The 16,185-nt window shown below is 73.9% G+C and carries 13 protein-coding genes and 1 rRNA gene; 3 read left to right on the top strand and 11 right to left on the bottom strand.

Annotation, left to right across the window (positions count from 1 at the left end; all coding sequences use genetic code 11):
* Positions 1-560: 560 nt before the first annotated feature.
* The 5 genes from ACYVPE_RS05880 to ACYVPE_RS05860 form a co-directional block, all read right to left on the bottom strand.
* A complete protein-coding gene (locus ACYVPE_RS05880; RefSeq protein ID WP_461032321.1) occupies positions 561-2,288 on the bottom strand; it encodes a bifunctional uroporphyrinogen-III C-methyltransferase/uroporphyrinogen-III synthase in 1,728 nt (575 codons plus the stop codon).
* A complete protein-coding gene (gene hemC / locus ACYVPE_RS05875; protein ID WP_461032320.1) occupies positions 2,285-3,262 on the bottom strand; it encodes a hydroxymethylbilane synthase in 978 nt (325 codons plus the stop codon). The genes ACYVPE_RS05880 and hemC overlap by 4 nt, the downstream gene beginning before the upstream one ends.
* Entirely contained in the window at positions 3,259-4,665 is a 1,407-nt protein-coding gene (locus ACYVPE_RS05870; protein ID WP_461032319.1) for a glutamyl-tRNA reductase, read from the bottom strand. The genes hemC and ACYVPE_RS05870 overlap by 4 nt, the downstream gene beginning before the upstream one ends.
* On the bottom strand, positions 4,662-5,438 hold the full coding sequence (locus tag ACYVPE_RS05865) for a redox-sensing transcriptional repressor Rex (protein WP_461032318.1): 777 nt from the start codon (positions 5,436-5,438) through the stop codon (positions 4,662-4,664). The genes ACYVPE_RS05870 and ACYVPE_RS05865 overlap by 4 nt, the downstream gene beginning before the upstream one ends.
* A 236-nt stretch (positions 5,439-5,674) precedes the next feature.
* Positions 5,675-5,947, bottom strand: coding sequence for a glutaredoxin family protein (locus ACYVPE_RS05860; RefSeq protein ID WP_461032317.1), 273 nt, complete (start codon positions 5,945-5,947; stop codon positions 5,675-5,677).
* A gap of 1,246 nt (positions 5,948-7,193) precedes the next feature.
* Here ACYVPE_RS05860 and ACYVPE_RS05855 point away from each other — a divergent pair.
* From ACYVPE_RS05855 to ACYVPE_RS05845, 3 genes are all read left to right on the top strand, one after another.
* The gene (locus ACYVPE_RS05855; RefSeq protein WP_461032316.1) at positions 7,194-8,144 is read left to right on the top strand and encodes an HAD family hydrolase; all 951 of its coding nucleotides are present in this window, start codon (positions 7,194-7,196) and stop codon (positions 8,142-8,144) included.
* Positions 8,145-8,581: 437 nt separating this feature from the next.
* Entirely contained in the window at positions 8,582-9,382 is an 801-nt protein-coding gene (locus tag ACYVPE_RS05850; RefSeq protein WP_461032315.1) for an ECF subfamily RNA polymerase sigma factor, BldN family, read from the top strand.
* 183 nt (positions 9,383-9,565) lie between these two features.
* Positions 9,566-10,810, top strand: a complete 1,245-nt coding sequence (locus ACYVPE_RS05845; protein WP_461032314.1) for a DUF5667 domain-containing protein — start codon at positions 9,566-9,568, stop codon at positions 10,808-10,810.
* A gap of 667 nt (positions 10,811-11,477) precedes the next feature.
* On the opposite strand, the gene ACYVPE_RS05840 is transcribed toward ACYVPE_RS05845, so the two are convergent.
* From ACYVPE_RS05840 to rrf, 6 genes are all read right to left on the bottom strand, one after another.
* Positions 11,478-12,473, bottom strand: a complete 996-nt coding sequence (locus ACYVPE_RS05840; RefSeq protein WP_461032313.1) for a lysophospholipid acyltransferase family protein — start codon at positions 12,471-12,473, stop codon at positions 11,478-11,480.
* A complete protein-coding gene (locus ACYVPE_RS05835) occupies positions 12,466-13,488 on the bottom strand; it encodes an NAD-dependent epimerase/dehydratase family protein (protein WP_461032312.1) in 1,023 nt (340 codons plus the stop codon). Before ACYVPE_RS05835 ends, ACYVPE_RS05840 begins: the two co-directional genes overlap by 8 nt.
* A gap of 95 nt (positions 13,489-13,583) precedes the next feature.
* Positions 13,584-13,682 carry a 30S ribosomal protein bS22 gene (locus ACYVPE_RS05830; RefSeq protein ID WP_003948845.1) on the bottom strand — a complete coding sequence of 33 codons (99 nt, stop codon included), beginning with the start codon at positions 13,680-13,682 and terminating at the stop codon, positions 13,584-13,586.
* Positions 13,683-13,826: 144 nt separating this feature from the next.
* Positions 13,827-14,033: a helix-turn-helix domain-containing protein gene (locus tag ACYVPE_RS05825; protein ID WP_052849337.1), complete on the bottom strand. Its 207-nt coding sequence runs from the start codon at positions 14,031-14,033 to the stop codon at positions 13,827-13,829.
* 631 nt (positions 14,034-14,664) lie between these two features.
* Positions 14,665-15,840, bottom strand: coding sequence for an acetoin utilization protein AcuC (locus ACYVPE_RS05820; RefSeq protein ID WP_461032311.1), 1,176 nt, complete (start codon positions 15,838-15,840; stop codon positions 14,665-14,667).
* Positions 15,841-15,941: 101 nt separating this feature from the next.
* Positions 15,942-16,058: ribosomal RNA gene (gene rrf, locus ACYVPE_RS05815) — 5S ribosomal RNA — on the bottom strand.
* Between the last annotated feature and the right edge of the window lie 127 nt (positions 16,059-16,185).

Here is a 16,185-nt window from a genome sequence, read left to right as displayed (position 1 = left end):
GCCAGGCGCGAAGCGCCAGGCCGCGACGGCCACGTGGGCCCGGCCGGCCCAAGACCGGGTCGCCCGCCCGACCACCGAGGCCAGCACCACGCTCCGCAGGCCCAGGCCGGAGGCCCGGGCAGTCCGCGCCGGCCGACGGCCCGAAGGACCACCCCCGCATGCCCAGTGGGCCTCCGGCCCAGGGCCGAAACCCGTCCTGGCGGTCGCGCCCAACCGGCTCGGGGGCCGGGAACCTGACGGCCAGCCCGCCGCCGCGACCGCGACGGCCACACAGGCCGGCCCTGCCTGGCCCTGCCGGCCCGGCACGGGCCCTCGCACCTGGCCGCAGGCCCCGGGCAGTCCGCGCGGGCCAACGGTCCGAAGGACCACCGCCGGAGGCCCAGCGGGCCTACGGCCCAGGGCCGAAACCCGTGGTATCCGGGCCCGCAGGGCCGTCCCCGTCCTGTCCCGGCCCGGAGGGCCGGGTGGGGCGGGCCCGGGGAGAACGCCCCGGTGCCCACCCACTCGCTCAGGCCCGCGCCAACACAGGTCCCTTCGAGCCGCTCCGTCCGGCAGGACGGTCAGGCTCGGGACCGCCGTCGCTGCGGCCGCTTCTCGCTCGGCCGCTTCAGCACCTCGCCCGCCTCGATCGCCGTCGCGCGCCGCGCGGCCCCGTACTTGGCGAGGGCCTCCGCCAGCGCCAGCGCCGACGGCTCGGGCGCCATCACGTCCACCCGCAGGCCGTGCTCCTCGGCGGTCCTGGCCGTCGCCGGCCCGATACACGCGATCACCGTCACGTTGTGCGGCTTGCCCGCGATGCCGACCAGGTTCCTGACCGTGCTCGACGACGTGAAGAGCACCGCGTCGAACCCGCCGCCCTTGATCGCCTCGCGCGTCTCGGCCGGCGGCGGCGACGCCCGCACCGTGCGGTAGGCCGTGACGTCGTCCACCTCCCAGCCCAGCTCGACCAACCCCGCCACCAGCGTCTCGGTGGCGATGTCGGCGCGCGGCAGGAACACCCGGTCGATCGGGTCGAAGACCGGGTCGTAGGGCGGCCAGTCCTCCAGCAGCCCGGCCGCGGACTGCTCGCCGCTCGGCAACAGGTCGGGCCGGACGCCGAACTCCTGCAGCACCCGCGCCGTCTGCTCGCCGACCGCGGCGACCTTTATCCCGGCGAAGGCCCGCGCGTCCAGGCCGTACTCCTCGAACTTCTCGCGGATCGCCTTGACGGCGTTCACCGAGGTGAACGCGATCCACTCGTACCGCCCGGTCACCAGGCCCTTGACCGCGCGGTCCATCTGCTGCGGGGTACGCGGCGGTTCCACCGCGATCGTCGGCACCTCGCTCGGCACCGCGCCGTACGAGCGCAGCTGCTCGGAGAGCGAGGCCGCCTGCTCCTTGGTGCGTGGCACAAGCACCTTCCAGCCGAACAGCGGCTTGGACTCGAACCACGCGAGCTGGTCGCGCTGGGCCGGCGCGCTGCGCTCGCCGACCACGGCTATCGCGGGCCGGTCACCCTCGGCCGACGGCAGCACCTTGGCGGACTTCAGCGTGCGCTCCACGGTGCCGAGCGTCGCGGTCCAGGTGCGCTGCCGGGTCGTGGTGCCGGCCACGGTGACGGACAGCGGGGTGTCCGGCTTGCGGCCGGCGGCGACCAGGCGGGCCGCCGTGACGGCCACCGCCTCCAGCGTGGTGGAGACCACGACGGTGGCGTCGCTCGCGCCGACCTCCGTCCAGCAGCGGTCGTCGGCGTTCGGCCCGTCGACGAAGCGGACGTCGCCGCCCTCCGGGTCGCGCAGCGGCACCCCGGCGTAGGCGGCCACGCCGACGCCGTGGGCGATGCCCGGCACCACCTCGAAGGTGATGCCCTCGGCGGCCAGCGCGAGCATGTCGGCGGTGGCGTCGGCGTCCATGCCGGGGTCGCCGGCGACCGCTCGCACCACCCGCTTGCCGCGGCGCGCGGCGTGCATGGCAAGATCAGCGGCGTCGACGGTCCCGGCCGCCGCGCCGTGGGGCTGTTCCGTGTCCGCGCCCGTGGCCTGCAGCGGGACGTCCGTCCCCGCCCTGACGTGGGCGCGCACCACCTCGTAGGCCGCGGGATCGGCGATCAGCACCTCGGCCTGGGCCAGCGCGTCGACGGCCCGCAGCGTGAGCAGACCCGGATCTCCTGGTCCGGCACCGAGGAAGGTGACATGCCCGTAACTGACACTGTCGTCAGCGGTGTTGGGGGCTGGACCGCCCGTGGTGGCGGCGGTCGACGTCGTCCTGACCCGCTTGGTTTGTGCGGTGCGTGCGGTAATGGGGCTCAATGTGCTCGCTCCCCCATCAGACCGGCCGCGCCCTTGGCGAGCATCTCCTCGGCGAGTTCGCGGCCGATGGCCGCGGCCTCCCCGACGGAAGCCGGTACGGGGCCGGTGGTGGACAGCTGCACCAGCGTGGAGCCGTCGGTGGTGCCGACGACGCCGCGCAGGCGCATTTCGGTGACGGTCTGCCCGTCCTCCCCTGGGAGCAGGTCCGCGTACGCACCGACGGGTGCGCTGCAGCCGGCCTCCAGGGTGGCGAGCAGGGTGCGCTCGGCGGTCACGGCGACCCGGGTGTGCGGGTCGTCGAGCTCGGCGAGCTCGGCGGTGAGGGCCGTGTTCGACACGGCGCACTCGACCGCCAGTGCCCCCTGGCCGGGGGCGGGCAGGACGATGTCGGGTGCGAGGAATTCGGTGATCTCCGCCTCCCGACCGATGCGGTAAAGACCCGCGGCGGCGAGCACGACGGCGTCGAGCTCGCCGGAGCGCACGTACCCGATGCGGGTGTCTACATTCCCCCGGATCGGGACCGTTTCGATTTCGCAACCGAGAGCCCGGGCCCACGCGTTGAGCTGGGCCATCCGGCGCGGCGAGCCGGTGCCGATCCTGGCCCGGCCGTCCGCGACGGCGAGCCGCTCGAAGTCGAGGCCGTCCCTGGCCACCAGGGTGTCCCTGGGATCGGCGCGCGTCGGCACCGCCGCCAGGGCCAGCTCCGCCGGCTGCTGGGTCGGCAGGTCCTTCAGGGAGTGGACGGCGAAGTCGATCTCGCCGGCCAGCAGGGCGTCGCGGAGCGCCGTGACGAAGACCCCGGTGCCGCCGATGGTGGCCAGGCTCTCCCGGGAGACGTCCCCGTAGGTGGTGATCTCGACCAGCTCGACGGACCGCCCGGTGAGCCGGCCGAGCCGCTCGGCGACGCCCCGTGACTGGGACATGGCGAGCGGACTGCGCCGCGTTCCGAGCCGGAGGGCTCGCTGTGCGTTCATGACCGCTCCTTCTGTTCACGCCGTTCGGGCTCGAGCGGCGTGCCGAGATCGAACAGCTGGCGCAGCGCGGCCGCGTAGTAGGCGCCGTCCGGCTCCGCCGCCAACTCCTTGACGCGCACGGTCGGCGCGTGCAGGAGCTTGTCGACGACCCGCCGCACGGCCCTGCCGATCTCGGCACGCTCGCGTTCGCCGAGGTCCGGCAGCCGGCCCTCGAGGCGGGCCAGCTCGCCGGCCACCACCTCGGAGGCCATGGCGCGCAGCGCGACGACGGTGGGGGTGGTGTGCGCGGCGCGGCGGGCCGCGCCGAGGGTCGCGACCTCCTCGGCCACGATGCCGCGCACCGCGTCCACGTCGGCGGCCATCGGCGCGTCGACTGAGGCGGCGGCGAGCGACTCGATGTCGACGAGGCGCACCCCTTCGACGTCGTGCACGGTGGCCTCGACGTCGCGCGGCATGGCCAGGTCGAGGACGGTGAGCTCGGGCGGGGCGCCGGTCGCGCCCCGGCGGCGGGCCCGCTCGCGGACCGCGCCTGCCACGGCATCGGCGGTGAGCACGAGGCCGGTGGCGCCGGTGCAGGACACCACGATGTCGGCAAGGGCCAGCTCGGCCGCGATGGAGATGGCGTTGATCGGGACGGCGCGGGCGCGCGGCCCCTCGGGGGCGCCCTCGGGGGTGGCCTCGGGGGTGGCCAGGCCGGCGGCGAGCCGCTCGGCACGCTCCAGCGTCCGGTTGGCGATCACCAGTTCGGACACACCGGCGCGGGCGAGCGTCGTCGCGGCGAGCGACGACATCGACCCGGCCCCGATCACCAGGGCGCGCCGGCCGCGCACCCACGCGGTGTCGCCCGAGCCGTCGCTCAGCTGCTCGAGCCCGAAGGTGACGAGCGACTGGCCGGCCCGGTCGATGTTGGTCTCACTGTGCGCCCGCTTGCCGACCCGCAGCGCCTGCTGGAACAGCTCGTTCAGCAGCCGCCCCGCGGTGTGCTCGTCCTGGGCGAGCGCCAGCGCCGACTTGATCTGGCCGAGGATCTGGCCCTCGCCGACCACCATCGAGTCGAGGCCGCAGGCCACGCTCAGCAGGTGCTCGACGGCCCGGTCCTCGTGGTGGGTGTAGAGGTACGGCTCGAGATCGGCCTGGCTCACCCCGGCGTACCGGCTGAGCAGCGCCCTGAGCTCGGCGACGCCGGCGTGGAATCGTTCCGCCACCGCGTAGAGCTCGATCCGGTTGCAGGTGGCGAGCAGCGCGGCCTCGATCGCCGGCGGGCGCTCGGCCGCGCCCGGCCCACCCGCGGCGCTGGTCGCGTCTCGCAGCAGCTTGCCGCGGGCGTCGGGCGCGAGCGCGGCCGCCTCCAGCACGCTGACGGGGGCACTGCGGTGACTGAGACCGATCACCAGCAGAGTCATGCGGGCATCACCGCCGGGATGTCGCCCTCCGGGCCCTCTTCGGCCCGCCGCGCGCGCCGCGGGGACGCCGGCACCCGCGCGCCGTTGCCCGCCGGGCCCGCGGCGAGCTCGTCGGCGGCCTTGCGCTGCTCGTGGAAGGCGAGGATCTGCAGCTCGATCGACAGGTCGACCTTCCGCACGTCGACGCCCTCGGGGACGGTCAGCACGGTGGGCGCGAAGTTCAGGATCGAGGTGACGCCGGCCGCCACCAGCCGGTCGCACACCTGCTGGGCGGCGCCGCCCGGGGTGGTGATGACGCCGATGGAGACGCCGTTGGCCTGGATGATCTCCTCCAGGTCGTCCACGTGGGAGACCCCCATGCCGGCCACCTGCTTGCCGGTCATCGACGGATCCGCGTCGATCAGCGCCGCGACCCGGAAGCCGCGGGACGCGAACCCGCCGTAGTTGGCGAGCGCGGCCCCGAGGTTGCCGATGCCGACGATGACGACCGGCCAGTCCTGGGTGAGCCCGAGCTCGCGGGAGATCTGGTAGACGAGATACTCGACGTCGTACCCGACGCCACGGGTGCCGTAGCTGCCCAGGTACGAGAAGTCCTTGCGGAGCTTGGCCGAGTTGACCCCGGCCGCACTGGCCAACTCCTCGGATGAGACCGTGGGCACCGAGCGCTCGGACAGCGCCGTCAGCGCCCGCAGGTACAACGGGAGCCGGGCGACCGTCGCCTCGGGAATTCCTCGGCTACGGGTCGCCGGTCGGTGATTTCGGCCAGTTGCCACGGTGCTCCTGCCGGTCGGGCCAAGCGGAGGGCGGGCGCGCGAGGCGCACACATGTACGCCGGCACGGCTCCGTCCGGCCCAGGCTATGCCTTTGTGAACGCGTGCACAAAGATTGCGTCCGTTTTGTCTGGCCAAAGTGACCGGTGCCACATACGCCAACGAGGACACCCGGTCACACTCCTCACGTTTGCGGCCGGCGGGGGAGAAAACGACCCCGAATGGTAATCCAAACCAGGTCAAGCCCCCAAGGCCCGACGCAGCCGCCCCGGATCCACCCGCCAGAAGTCGTGCTGCTCGCCGTCGACGAGAACGACCGGAATCTGCTCCCAGTACAGCCGGTGCAGTTCCTCGTCCTGGGTGATGTCCTTCTCCTCCCAGGCCACCCCGACCTCCCCACAGACCGCGACCACCACCTCCCGCGCGGCGTCACACAGATGACACCCGGGCTTCCCGATCAACGTCACCAACCGAACACCACTCCCGCGCCGCGGGCGAAGCAGGGGACTCATGCCGCCATTCTCGCGCCAACCCGCCCCAAACCAAACCGGCTCTGAGCGCGAAGGCGCGGGCCCGCCCCGCCTGGCCTGGCCGCCAGGCGGCGGACGGCGGGTGGAGCGAGGCCCCACGCCCCACCGGGCGGTCCGCTGACGCGGAAGCGGCCGTCAGCGAGCGCCCCGCACCCTCAGGGAGCGATCGCCCCAAGCCCGAGCCCGACGTCAGCCGGGGGGGGCCACCGGCGTGGGGCGCGGGGCACCCTACCCGGAGCGCGCGACAGCGCCCGTGCCCTACGGGCGGCCAGCCCCCCTCGCCGGCCGGACCCTACGCCGCGCGGGCGCCGACCCGCTGACGCGAACACGCGCCTGCGGGCCCCGCCAGCGGCCGGCGCCGGCCCTGCGCCGCTACGCGAAGCACGTCGTCTCCGCCGCGTGGGGAACGCCTGCCCAGCGCGCGGGCGCTGCCCCAGCGACGGGCAGACCCGCGCCGGCTAGGCGCGGCCGGCCTTCGGGCCGGGGGCCACGCCCGGAGCGCGGAGCAGCGCCCGTGCCCTACGGGCGGCCAGCCCCCCTCGCCGGCCGTGGGACCCGGCCGGGCCCCACGCTGCGCGGCGCCGGCGGCACGCCGGCGCCGGCTTCGCACCGCTACGCAAAGCACGTCGCCCCCGCCGCGCGGGGAACGCCTCCCCAACGGCTCCCGCCGCGACATCGCCGGGATACGTCACCCCACCCCGGCACGCGGGCACGACCCCGGCGACAGGCACACCCACGCCGCTAGTCGCGGCCGGCGCCGCCTGCGCCGGCCGGCCCGCAGCCGTGCCGCCACCCGGCACCGCGCGGGCCGCAGTCCCGCCCAGCCTTCGGGCCGGGGGCCGCGCGCCGCCACCTGGCGCCGCATGGGCCGCAGGCCCGCCCGCGGCCGACCGGAGGCTGCCCGGCCCCTCCGGGCCGGCCCGGAGGGGCCGGGCTCCGCGCGCCGCACGGGCCGCAGGCCCACCTGCGGTTGCCCCGGGGCTCGCCCCCGCTCCGCGCGGAGCGCCGGTCGCCTGCCTGCGGCGGGCGGCGGAAAGGGCTTGTGGGGGCACCTCCCTGGGGGGCACCTCCCAGCCTCCCCCAGACTCCGTCCGGGGGGACCCCCATGGCTGGGGGCCGTTAGCTGGGGGAGGGGTGGGGAGAACCCGCGCGCCACGCGAAAGGGGAGGGTGGTGGGGCAGACAGGCCTCGGTCCAGCCCCCCGCAGGGGGCCGGTATTGTCGACCCCATGGCCTGGCCCCGCCTGAAGCGCCCCCTCATGGCCGCCCGACGCCCCCACTGGCTCACCCCCCGCAGGCGCCCCACCACGGACCGCACCCGCCTCGCCGGCGAGGCGTCCGCCGAGGCCGCCCGCAAGGCAGTCGAGGACCAAGCCGCCGAGGAGGAGCCGGAGTTCCCGGTGCCCGGCGACGTGAACGCCGCCGCGTTCTTCGACCTCGACAACACCGTGATGCAGGGCGCCGCGATCTTCCACCTCGGCCGGGGCCTCTACAAGCGGAAGTTCTTCCGGAAGCGCGAGCTCGCCAAGTTCGCCTGGCAGCAGGCGTACTTCAGGCTGGCCGGCGCCGAGCACGCCGGGCACATGCAGGACGCCAGGGAGAGCGCGCTCTCCATCGTGCGCGGCCACCGCGTCGCCGAACTGACGGCGATCGGCGAGGAGATCTACGACGAGTACATGGCCGGCCGGATCTGGCCCGGCACCCGGGCCCTCGCGCAGGCGCACCTGGACGCCGGCCAGCGCGTCTGGCTGGTGACGGCCGCGCCCGTCGAGACCGCGACCATCATCGCCCGCCGGCTCGGCCTGACGGGCGCGCTCGGCACCGTCGCCGAGTCGGTCGACGGGGTCTACACCGGCCGGCTGGTGGGCGAGCCGCTGCACGGCCCGGCCAAGGCGGCGGCCGTCCGCGCGCTGGCCGAGGCCGAGGGCCTGGACCTCGAACGGTGCGCCGCCTACAGCGACTCGGCCAACGACATCCCGCTGCTCACCCTCGTCGGCCACCCCTACGCGATCAACCCGGACAGCAAACTGCGGGCCCACGCCCGCACCATGGGCTGGCGGCGCCGCGACTACCGGACGGGGCGCAAGGCCGTTCGCGTGGGCGTGCCGGCCGCGGCCGGCGCCGGGGCCGTCGTGGGTGGCGCGGCCGCAGCGCTCGCGCTCCACCGCCGGCGCCGCTGAACCGCCGCCGAACCGTCACGGAACCGCCGCCGAACCCACCGGGGTCCGGTCGCCGAACCTCCCCTTGACCCGCTGTTCGAGCGCCGCGGAACGCGCTGGTCACCGGCCGCCTCCCCACCGCCAGGCGGGCAACTCCTGTCTCTTACCCCGCGCCGGGCGCCGTCAGACCCCCACACCCCCATCGGTCGAACTCGGTCAGCGAGCCGGCAAATCCGATCATGCGGCGATCATGAAGACCATGGCGTTTGCGTGGCGCGCTATACACAACGCGTAACAGATCAAACCGAATCGGCGATTTTCGCAACTACGCGTAGCACTGTCAGTACGAAGCGTTATTCTCCTCAGACGCAATCCGGTCCCCACCAGTTCCCGGACAGTTGACCGGGATGGAGGGCCCGCCGCTGCACATGTTTGGAAGCTCTGCCTCTGGGAGTCCCGTGTACCCACACGTCGGGGTTGACGCCTCGGGCCTGGCTACGCTGCGCACCACGGTCGTCCACCGGCTGCGCACCCTCGTCCCCACCGCGTACGCCGTCCCCACCCTCGCCACACCCGTCCCCGCCACCACCGCCGCCCCGGCCTACGCCCTCGCCGACGGGGCGACCGGCACCACCGGCACCGCCACCATGGGCAGACGCGCCCGCTCCGGAGCCGCCGGGGCGTCCACCACGCGCGACACGGCCCCCAGCGACAGCCGCCGCATGATGGACCTCGTGGAGCGCGCCCAGGCGGGCGAAGCCGAGGCGTTCGGCTGCCTCTACGACCACTACTCGGACACGGTCTACCGCTACATCTACTACCGGGTCGGCGGCCGGGCCACCGCGGAGGACCTCACCAGCGAGACCTTCCTCCGCGCCCTGCGCCGCATCGGCACCTTCACCTGGCAGGGCCGCGACTTCGGCGCATGGCTGGTCACCATCGCGCGCAACCTGGTCGCCGATCACTTCAAGTCCAGCCGCTTCCGTCTCGAGGTCACCACCGGGGAGATGCTGGACGCCAACGAGGTGGAGCGGAGCCCGGAGGACTCGGTGCTCGAGTCCCTGGCCAACTCCGCGCTGCTCGAAGCCGTCCGCAAGCTCAACCCCCAGCAACAGGAATGCGTCACGCTGCGGTTTCTCCAGGGCCTCTCCGTCGCGGAGACCGCCCGGGTGATGGGGAAGAACGAGGGAGCCATCAAAACCCTGCAATACCGGGCCGTTCGCACCCTCGCGAGGCTGCTGCCCGACGACGCGAGATAGCCCGCACGCGTCACCCCCATCGGTAAACAGAGCGTGATCAACCTCACCCGATCGGTCACATTATCTGCCAGCCGTAACCCGAGTGCCCGTCCGCTCGTTGTCGCCAATTGGACAAGCACTGCACTCGCTCCACACCGTCGGTAGCGAGTCGCGTCGATCCTGTGACGAGAGGAGGTGCAGCCCGTGATCGGATCCGTGTCGGCCAACCGCCGGGCCAACGCCTTCGCCCAGCTCCTGGACGAGACCGGGCTCGAGCAGCCCAGGCTCGACGGCGGGCCGGCGGCGGCGGATGGGCCGGCGGACGGGCCGGAGCAGGTAGCCCTGCTCTCCGTGGTGGACAGGCTGGCCGCGCTCCCCAGACCCGAGTTCCGAGCCGAGGCCAAGGCGGAGCAGCGAGCCATGCTCATCGCGGCCCTGGAGCGTGGCGGCGAGGCCGCGGCACGGCCGGCCGAGCGGCTGCCCGGCCCCCGCCGGCTCCGCTCGGGCCGCGGCACGCACCGGGCCGTTCCGGTGCCCAGGCTGAGCGCCCTGCGGCCGCGCTCGAGGCTCACCAAGGGCCTGGCGGCCGGGGGCCTCACGATGGGGGTGGCGGCCGGCGCGTTCGGCGGCGTCGCCGCCGCGAGCACCAACGCCCTCCCAGGCGACACCCTCTACGGCCTCAAGCGCGGCATGGAGGACCTCCGCCTCGACTTCACCGACGGCGACGTCGACCGGGGCCGCGTCTACCTCGACCACGCGGGCACCCGGCTCAACGAGGCCCGCCGGCTGCTCGAACGACAGCGCGCCGGCGCCCTCGACGACGAGGACCTCGGCGCCATCCACCGCGCCCTCTCCAACATGCGCGACGACGCCACCGAGGGCCACCGGCTGCTCGCCGGGGCCTACGCGAACGACGGCTCCATCGACCCGATGGCGTCCCTGTCGGACTTCTCCGCCGACCACCGGGACGTCTGGGCCGACCTCCGCCTCCGGCTCCCCGCCCAGCTGCGCGGCGTCGGCGCGGAGGTCAGCGACGTCTTCGACGCCATGGAGGACGACATCGCCCCGCTGCGGTCCGTGCTCCCCCGCGAACCACGGAACACGGCCAGCGCGGGCCACGACCCGACGACCGCCCACCAGCCGTCGGCCGAGGCCGACTCCCCCGCCGGACACGACCACCAACCGGACACCGGCACCCCGGACGACGCCTCGGCGTCCCCCACCGACACCCCGGAACAACACCCCTCGGAGGAAGCCCCCGGCCTGCTCGGCGTCCCCGCGCTCCCCGGAGCCTCCGACCTCCTCCCCGACGGCACCACCGACCCCACCCCCGAGTCCCCCGGCCAGTCCTCCCCCGACACCCCCGGCCTCGGCACCACCGACGTCACCATCCCCCCACTGGTCGAAGACCTCCTCCCCCGCCTCGGCCTCGACATGAAGGAGAACTGACCGGACGGCCCCCGGACAGAGCCCTGGGCGGCCCGAACTTGGCCTGCGCGGGCCGCGCCAGCCGGTGAAACGCCGGTAAGGCCGGGCCGTCAGGCCAGCCGCCGGCCCTGCGCATCACCCCACGGAGCCGGACCGGCCGGCAGCCCAGCGGCCCGCAAGACCGGAAGGCAACCGGCGCTCGCCACCAGCGGAAAGCCGTTAGGCCGACCCGCCGGGCGGCACGCCGCTCCCCGGCCAGCCGAAGGCCAACAGGTACGACCGCCGTCCGGCGTTCTGGCACACCGCCCGGCGAGGCCAGCTGGCAGCCGTCGATGTGCCAGAACGCCGGACGGCGCCCTGGAACCGCACGGCCGACGGAACACCCCGCCACCCGCGAAAGCCGGACGCCGGCCGCGCAGCCACGGTCGGGCGCCGCCGCAAGGCGGACAGCCGACGGCCCAAGGCCGACCCGCCCCGGCCTCGGCCGGCGGCCGGCAAGGCGCAGCGCCGCCGCAAGGCAGACAGTCGACGGCTCCGGGGCGTCCCCGCCCCGGCACGGCCTCGCCCGGCCGGAGGCCGGCACGCCCGGCGGGCGGGCCGCCAGGCCCGCCCCCAACGCGACGCACCCACCCACCCACCCACCGCAACCCGGCCCCTCCCGAGGCCGGGCGCGCGCCAGGGCGCACCGTCAGAAGAACACCGACCGCCGCCCCACCAGCAGCTTGTAGAGCGTGTGCTGGATCGTCTCCCGTACCTGGTCCGTGAGTTGGAACATCAGCATCGGGTCCTCCGCCGCCTCAGGCGGCTGGTCCCTGGTCTCCAGCGGCTCGCCGAACTGGATGATCCACTTCGTCGGCAGCGGCACCGCGCCCAGCGGCCCGAGCCAGGGGAACGTCGGCGTCACCGGGAAGTACGGCAGGCCCAACAGTCGGGCCAGCACCCGGGAGTTCCCCAGCATCGGGTAGATCTCCTCGGCCCCCACGATCGAACAGGGCACGATCGGCACCCGGGCCCGCAGCGCCGTCGCCACGAAGCCGCCGCGGCCGAAGCGCTGGAGCTTGTACCGGTCGGCGAACGGCTTCCCCAGCCCCTTGAACCCCTCCGGCATCACGCCGACCAGTTCGCCCCGCTCCAGGAGTTCCTGCGCGTCCTCCGCGCAGGCCAGCGTGTGCCCGGCCTTCCGCGCGAGTTCGTTGATCACCGGCAGCTGGAACACCAGGTCGGCGCCGAGCAGCCGCAGATGCCGCTCGGCCGGGTGCCGGTCGCGCACCGCGACCTGGAGCATCAGCCCGTCCCACGGCAGGGTGCCCGAGTGGTTGGCGACGATGAGCGCGCCGCCCTCGGTGGGTATGTTCTCGACGCCCCGCACCTCGACCCGGAAGTACCGCTCGAAGACCGGCCTCAGTACCCGCAGCAGCACCTCGTCGGTGAGGTCCTCGTCGTAGCCGAAGTCGTCGACCTCGTAGTCGCCGGTGAGCCGCCGCCGCAGGAACGCGAACGTTCTGGCCAGCGCCTGGTCGAGCCCGCCGGCGGCCCCGGACGGCGGCGGAGCCGCGTCCCTGGCCAGCGCGGCCAGCGTCGGCTCGCCGCCGACCTCGTCCGGTTCCTCGTGCCCGTCCCGCGGCCGCCGGCCGCCGTCGCCGATCGGGCCGATGGGAATGACCTTGGCCTTGGCGTCAGCCATGCCGCAACGCACCTTCCATCCGGTCCAGGGCCCGCCCCACCCGCTCCGGGGCCAGTAGCCCGGGGCCGTGCGCCACGGCGAAGTCCGCGAACGCGTCGGCCGTCGAGTACTCCAACGGGCCGCCGAGCGCCGCCCGCAGCCGCGCCGTGCTGACCACCCGGCCGTGCACCAGGGCCCGGAACTGCTCGCCTGATATGCCGTCCACGCCGGCCGCCCGCAGCAGCATGCCGAGCCACGGCGTCAGCGATCCGGCGACCGGCACCGTCGGCCGGCCGAGCCGCCGCGCGGCCTGGGAGAGCAGCAGCACGCCGTCCCCCGCCACGTTGAACGTGCCGACGAGGGCGGGATCACGCACCGCCCGCGTCAGCACGTCGACCGCGTCGTGCTCGTGCACGAACTGCAGCCGGGGGTCGAAGCCGAGCACGGTTGGCAGCACGGGCAGCCGGAAGTAGGCGCCGAGCGCCGATTCGGAGCCGGGGCCCAGCAGGTGGGCGAAGCGCAGCACGGTCACGGCGACCTCGGGGCAACGCCGTCCGAAGCCCCGCACGTAGCCCTCGATCTCGGCGACGTCCTGGGCGAAGCCACCGCCCGGCTGCGGCCGGGTCGCGGCGCTCTCGGAGAGCACCGCGGGATCGCGCGGCCCGCTGCCGTAGACCTGGGTGCTCGACGCGACGATCAGCCGCCGCAGGCCCGGCAGCTTCTGGCAGGCGCCGAGCAGCTGCAGCGTGCCCAGCACGTTGCGCTCCTTGACCGCCGAGCGCCCCATGCCTGGCGAGGACGCGATCCCCTGGACGTCCAGGTGCACCACGGTGTCGACCTGGTGCTCGGCGAGCACCGTCACGATCGAGGGCAGCCGGATGTCGGCCCGCACGAACCGCATGTCGCCGATGGGGTAGCCGGGGCGGCGGGTGTCGACGCCGACGACGAGCTCCACCTCGGGATCGCGCCGGACATGCCGCACGAACCACCCGCTGAGCTGCCGGGCGGCACCCGTGACGAGCACGGTCCTGCCCACTGGCGCCACCCCACTTCACGAACTCACCGCGGCCCGGAAAACGCGTGCGGCCCTCCCGTCGACACGGACGGGAGGGCCGGCTCAGCGGCGCTCGCTCACTTCTTGTTGCGGCGCTGTACGCGCGTACGCTTCAGCAGCTTGCGGTGCTTCTTCTTCGCCATCCGCTTGCGCCGCTTCTTGATGACAGAGCCCACGACTACCCTCGCTCACTTCGATTACTCGGTGCGGGGCGTCCGAGCCCACACGACCTACATGGGGCCAGCCTACCGGTCACCGAGTGATACGGGTTAATCGAGGGGCGCCGTGGGGCACCGCCCCCTTTCGAACGGCGTTCCCTGTCAGGCGCTTTCGACGCCGACGAAGGATTCCCGGAGGTACTCGTGAACCGCCTGCTCGGGAACCCGGAAGGACCTTCCCACCCGGATCGCGGGCAGATGACCGGCGTGCACCAACCGGTACACGGTCATCTTGGAGACTCGCATCACCGCGGCGACCTCCGCCACGGTCAGGAACTTGGCCTCGCTCAGAAGCCTTTCAGCAGCCATGTAACACCTGACCTTCCGCACATGTCGGACACCGGCTTCCCCTCCGGTGACTCCCTCTCGCATGTGCGCTCCTCCCCAGATTAGGGGCGGGTGATGCGAGTGGGGAAGAGGTGCCCCAACCGGCCGATTACAACGAGCGGGCTCTTAACGTGACAGAGAAGCCCGTTTGAGCACATAGCGCGCGAGCGGTTCGCCGCGGCCGGCTCGTCGCGAGACGGTGGGCGGAACCGCTGCCGGGACCCTGCCCCCCGCCTGCCCCGCGAACCCCGCGCGGCCACCGGCGCCCACCGCACGCTCGCCGCCGCCGCCCGGCTGACCTGCGCCGCAGGCTCGTCGACCGGCGGCGCTGGCCACCGCGGACGGCCGGCCGTGACGGAGCCGGGGAACTGCTGTGCGCCACCGGGACCTGGGATGCTGAAGCCGTGTCGGAGCGGTGCGGCCGGGGCGAAGGCGGCCCGTCGGGGCGCGGCGGACGACGTAGACCGAATCGGGTCGTTTTGTCGATAGATCACCCATGCGCTGGGGCGAGTGTGAACCATCCTGTCGTCGGACCGGCCCCGGCCGCCCTGACGTAGCGCCGGCACATCGAACCAGCGCGGCCGGGGCGCGACACCGCGCGCCCGGCGCGGCGTCAGTGCTCGGGAAGCAGCCCGTGCGCCGGGAACACGGCCCGCCGGGTGGCCAGGACGGCCTGATCGACTTCGTCGGCCGGATCGTAGCCTGCTTCCCAGCCCCGCCAGGACGGCCGCCGCCCGTCGGTCATCCGCTGCGGGCCGCCCTCCCTGGTGCGCAGGTACACGGCCGACCGCCACTCCTCGGGCGTCAACGTCTCGGGCTCGATGGGGCGGTGGGCCGCGACGGCGACCAGGTGGGTCCAGATCCGCGGCACCACGTCGACGATCGCGTATCCGCCGCCGCCCAGCGCCAGCCACCGCCCGTCGGCGTGCTCGTGCGCCCAGCCGTGGCAGGCCTCGGCGGCGGCGCGCTGGGCGTCGAGGCTGAGGGTGAGATGCGCGAGGGGGTCCTCGAAGTGGGTGTCGGCCCCGTGCTGGGTCACCAGCGCCTGGGGGCGGAACTCCGCGAGGAGCTCGGGGACGACGGCGTGCAGCGCGCGCAGCCAGCCGGCGTCCGAGGTGCCGGCGGGCAGCGCGAGGTTGACGGCGCTGCCCGGCGCACCGGGCCCGCCGGTCTCCTCGGGCCGGCCGGTGCCGGGGAACAGGAAGCGGGGGTGTTCGTGGACGGAGATGGTCAGCACGCGCGGGTCGTCCCAGAACGCGGTCTGCACGCCGTCGCCGTGGTGCACGTCGAGGTCGACGTAGGCGACGCGGTCGGCGCCGAGCTCGAGCAGCCTGGCGATGGCGATGGCGGCGTCGTTGTAGACGCAGAAGCCCGAGGCGGCCGACGGCATCGCGTGGTGCAGCCCGCCGGCGAAGTTGACGGCATGTCGGACGGTGCCGCGCCAGATGTCCTCGGCCCCGGCGACGGACTGACCGGCGATCAGCGCGGAGACGTCGTGCATGTCGACGAAGGCCGGAGTGTCGGGGGTGCCGAGGCCCATCCACTGGTCCGCGTCCGAGGGGTCCACGGAGGCCCGCCGGACCGCGGCGAGGTAGTCGGCCTCGTGCACCAGCCGCAGCGTGGAGTCGCCGGCGGCCTTGGCGGCGACCACCTCGATGTGACGGTCGAGGCCGAACGCCTCCACCAGCCGCATGGTCAGATCCAGCCGCAACGGGTCCATCGGATGCCCGGGACCGAAGTCGTACCGCGTGACGCCCTGGTCCCACATCAGCCGCGCTTCACCACTCATGGCGGCCACGGTAACAAAGCACCCTGTTCAGGGCATGCGAATGGGGCCCGACAAGGCCAACTGCCTTGACGAACCCCATTCTTCGTTCTGCTTCAAAAATTGTCCGGCGGCGACCTACTCTCCCACACGGTCCCCCATGCAGTACCATCGGCGCTGGCAGGCTTAGCTTCCGGGTTCGGAATGTAACCGGGCGTTTCCCTACCGCCATGACCACCGGAACCCTAAAAGGGCACCCTGATGGCCGAAAAATTTCACAGTGGACGCGAGCATCTATGGACAAGCCCTCGGCCTATTAGTACCGGTCAACTCCACCGCTCACACGGCTTCCATCTCCGGCCTATCAAC

The organism is Streptomyces mayteni, assembly GCF_054783955.1.
This window is presented reverse-complemented; position numbering and strand designations above follow the sequence as displayed.

Bases quoted from the DNA above. Each gene is read 5' to 3' on its own strand.
- ACYVPE_RS05840 (WP_461032313.1), bottom strand. From the start codon at position 12,473: ATGGCTGACGCCAAGGCCAAGGTCATTCCCATCGGCCCGATCGGCGAC.
- ACYVPE_RS05855 (WP_461032316.1), top strand. From the start codon at position 7,194: ATGGCCTGGCCCCGCCTGAAGCGCCCCCTCATGGCCGCCCGACGCCCC.
- ACYVPE_RS05870 (WP_461032319.1), bottom strand. From the start codon at position 4,665: ATGACTCTGCTGGTGATCGGTCTCAGTCACCGCAGTGCCCCCGTCAGC.
- ACYVPE_RS05860 (WP_461032317.1), bottom strand. From the start codon at position 5,947: ATGAGTCCCCTGCTTCGCCCGCGGCGCGGGAGTGGTGTTCGGTTGGTG.
- hemC (WP_461032320.1), bottom strand. From the start codon at position 3,262: ATGAACGCACAGCGAGCCCTCCGGCTCGGAACGCGGCGCAGTCCGCTC.
- ACYVPE_RS05825 (WP_052849337.1), bottom strand. From the start codon at position 14,033: ATGGCTGCTGAAAGGCTTCTGAGCGAGGCCAAGTTCCTGACCGTGGCG.
- ACYVPE_RS05820 (WP_461032311.1), bottom strand. From the start codon at position 15,840: ATGAGTGGTGAAGCGCGGCTGATGTGGGACCAGGGCGTCACGCGGTAC.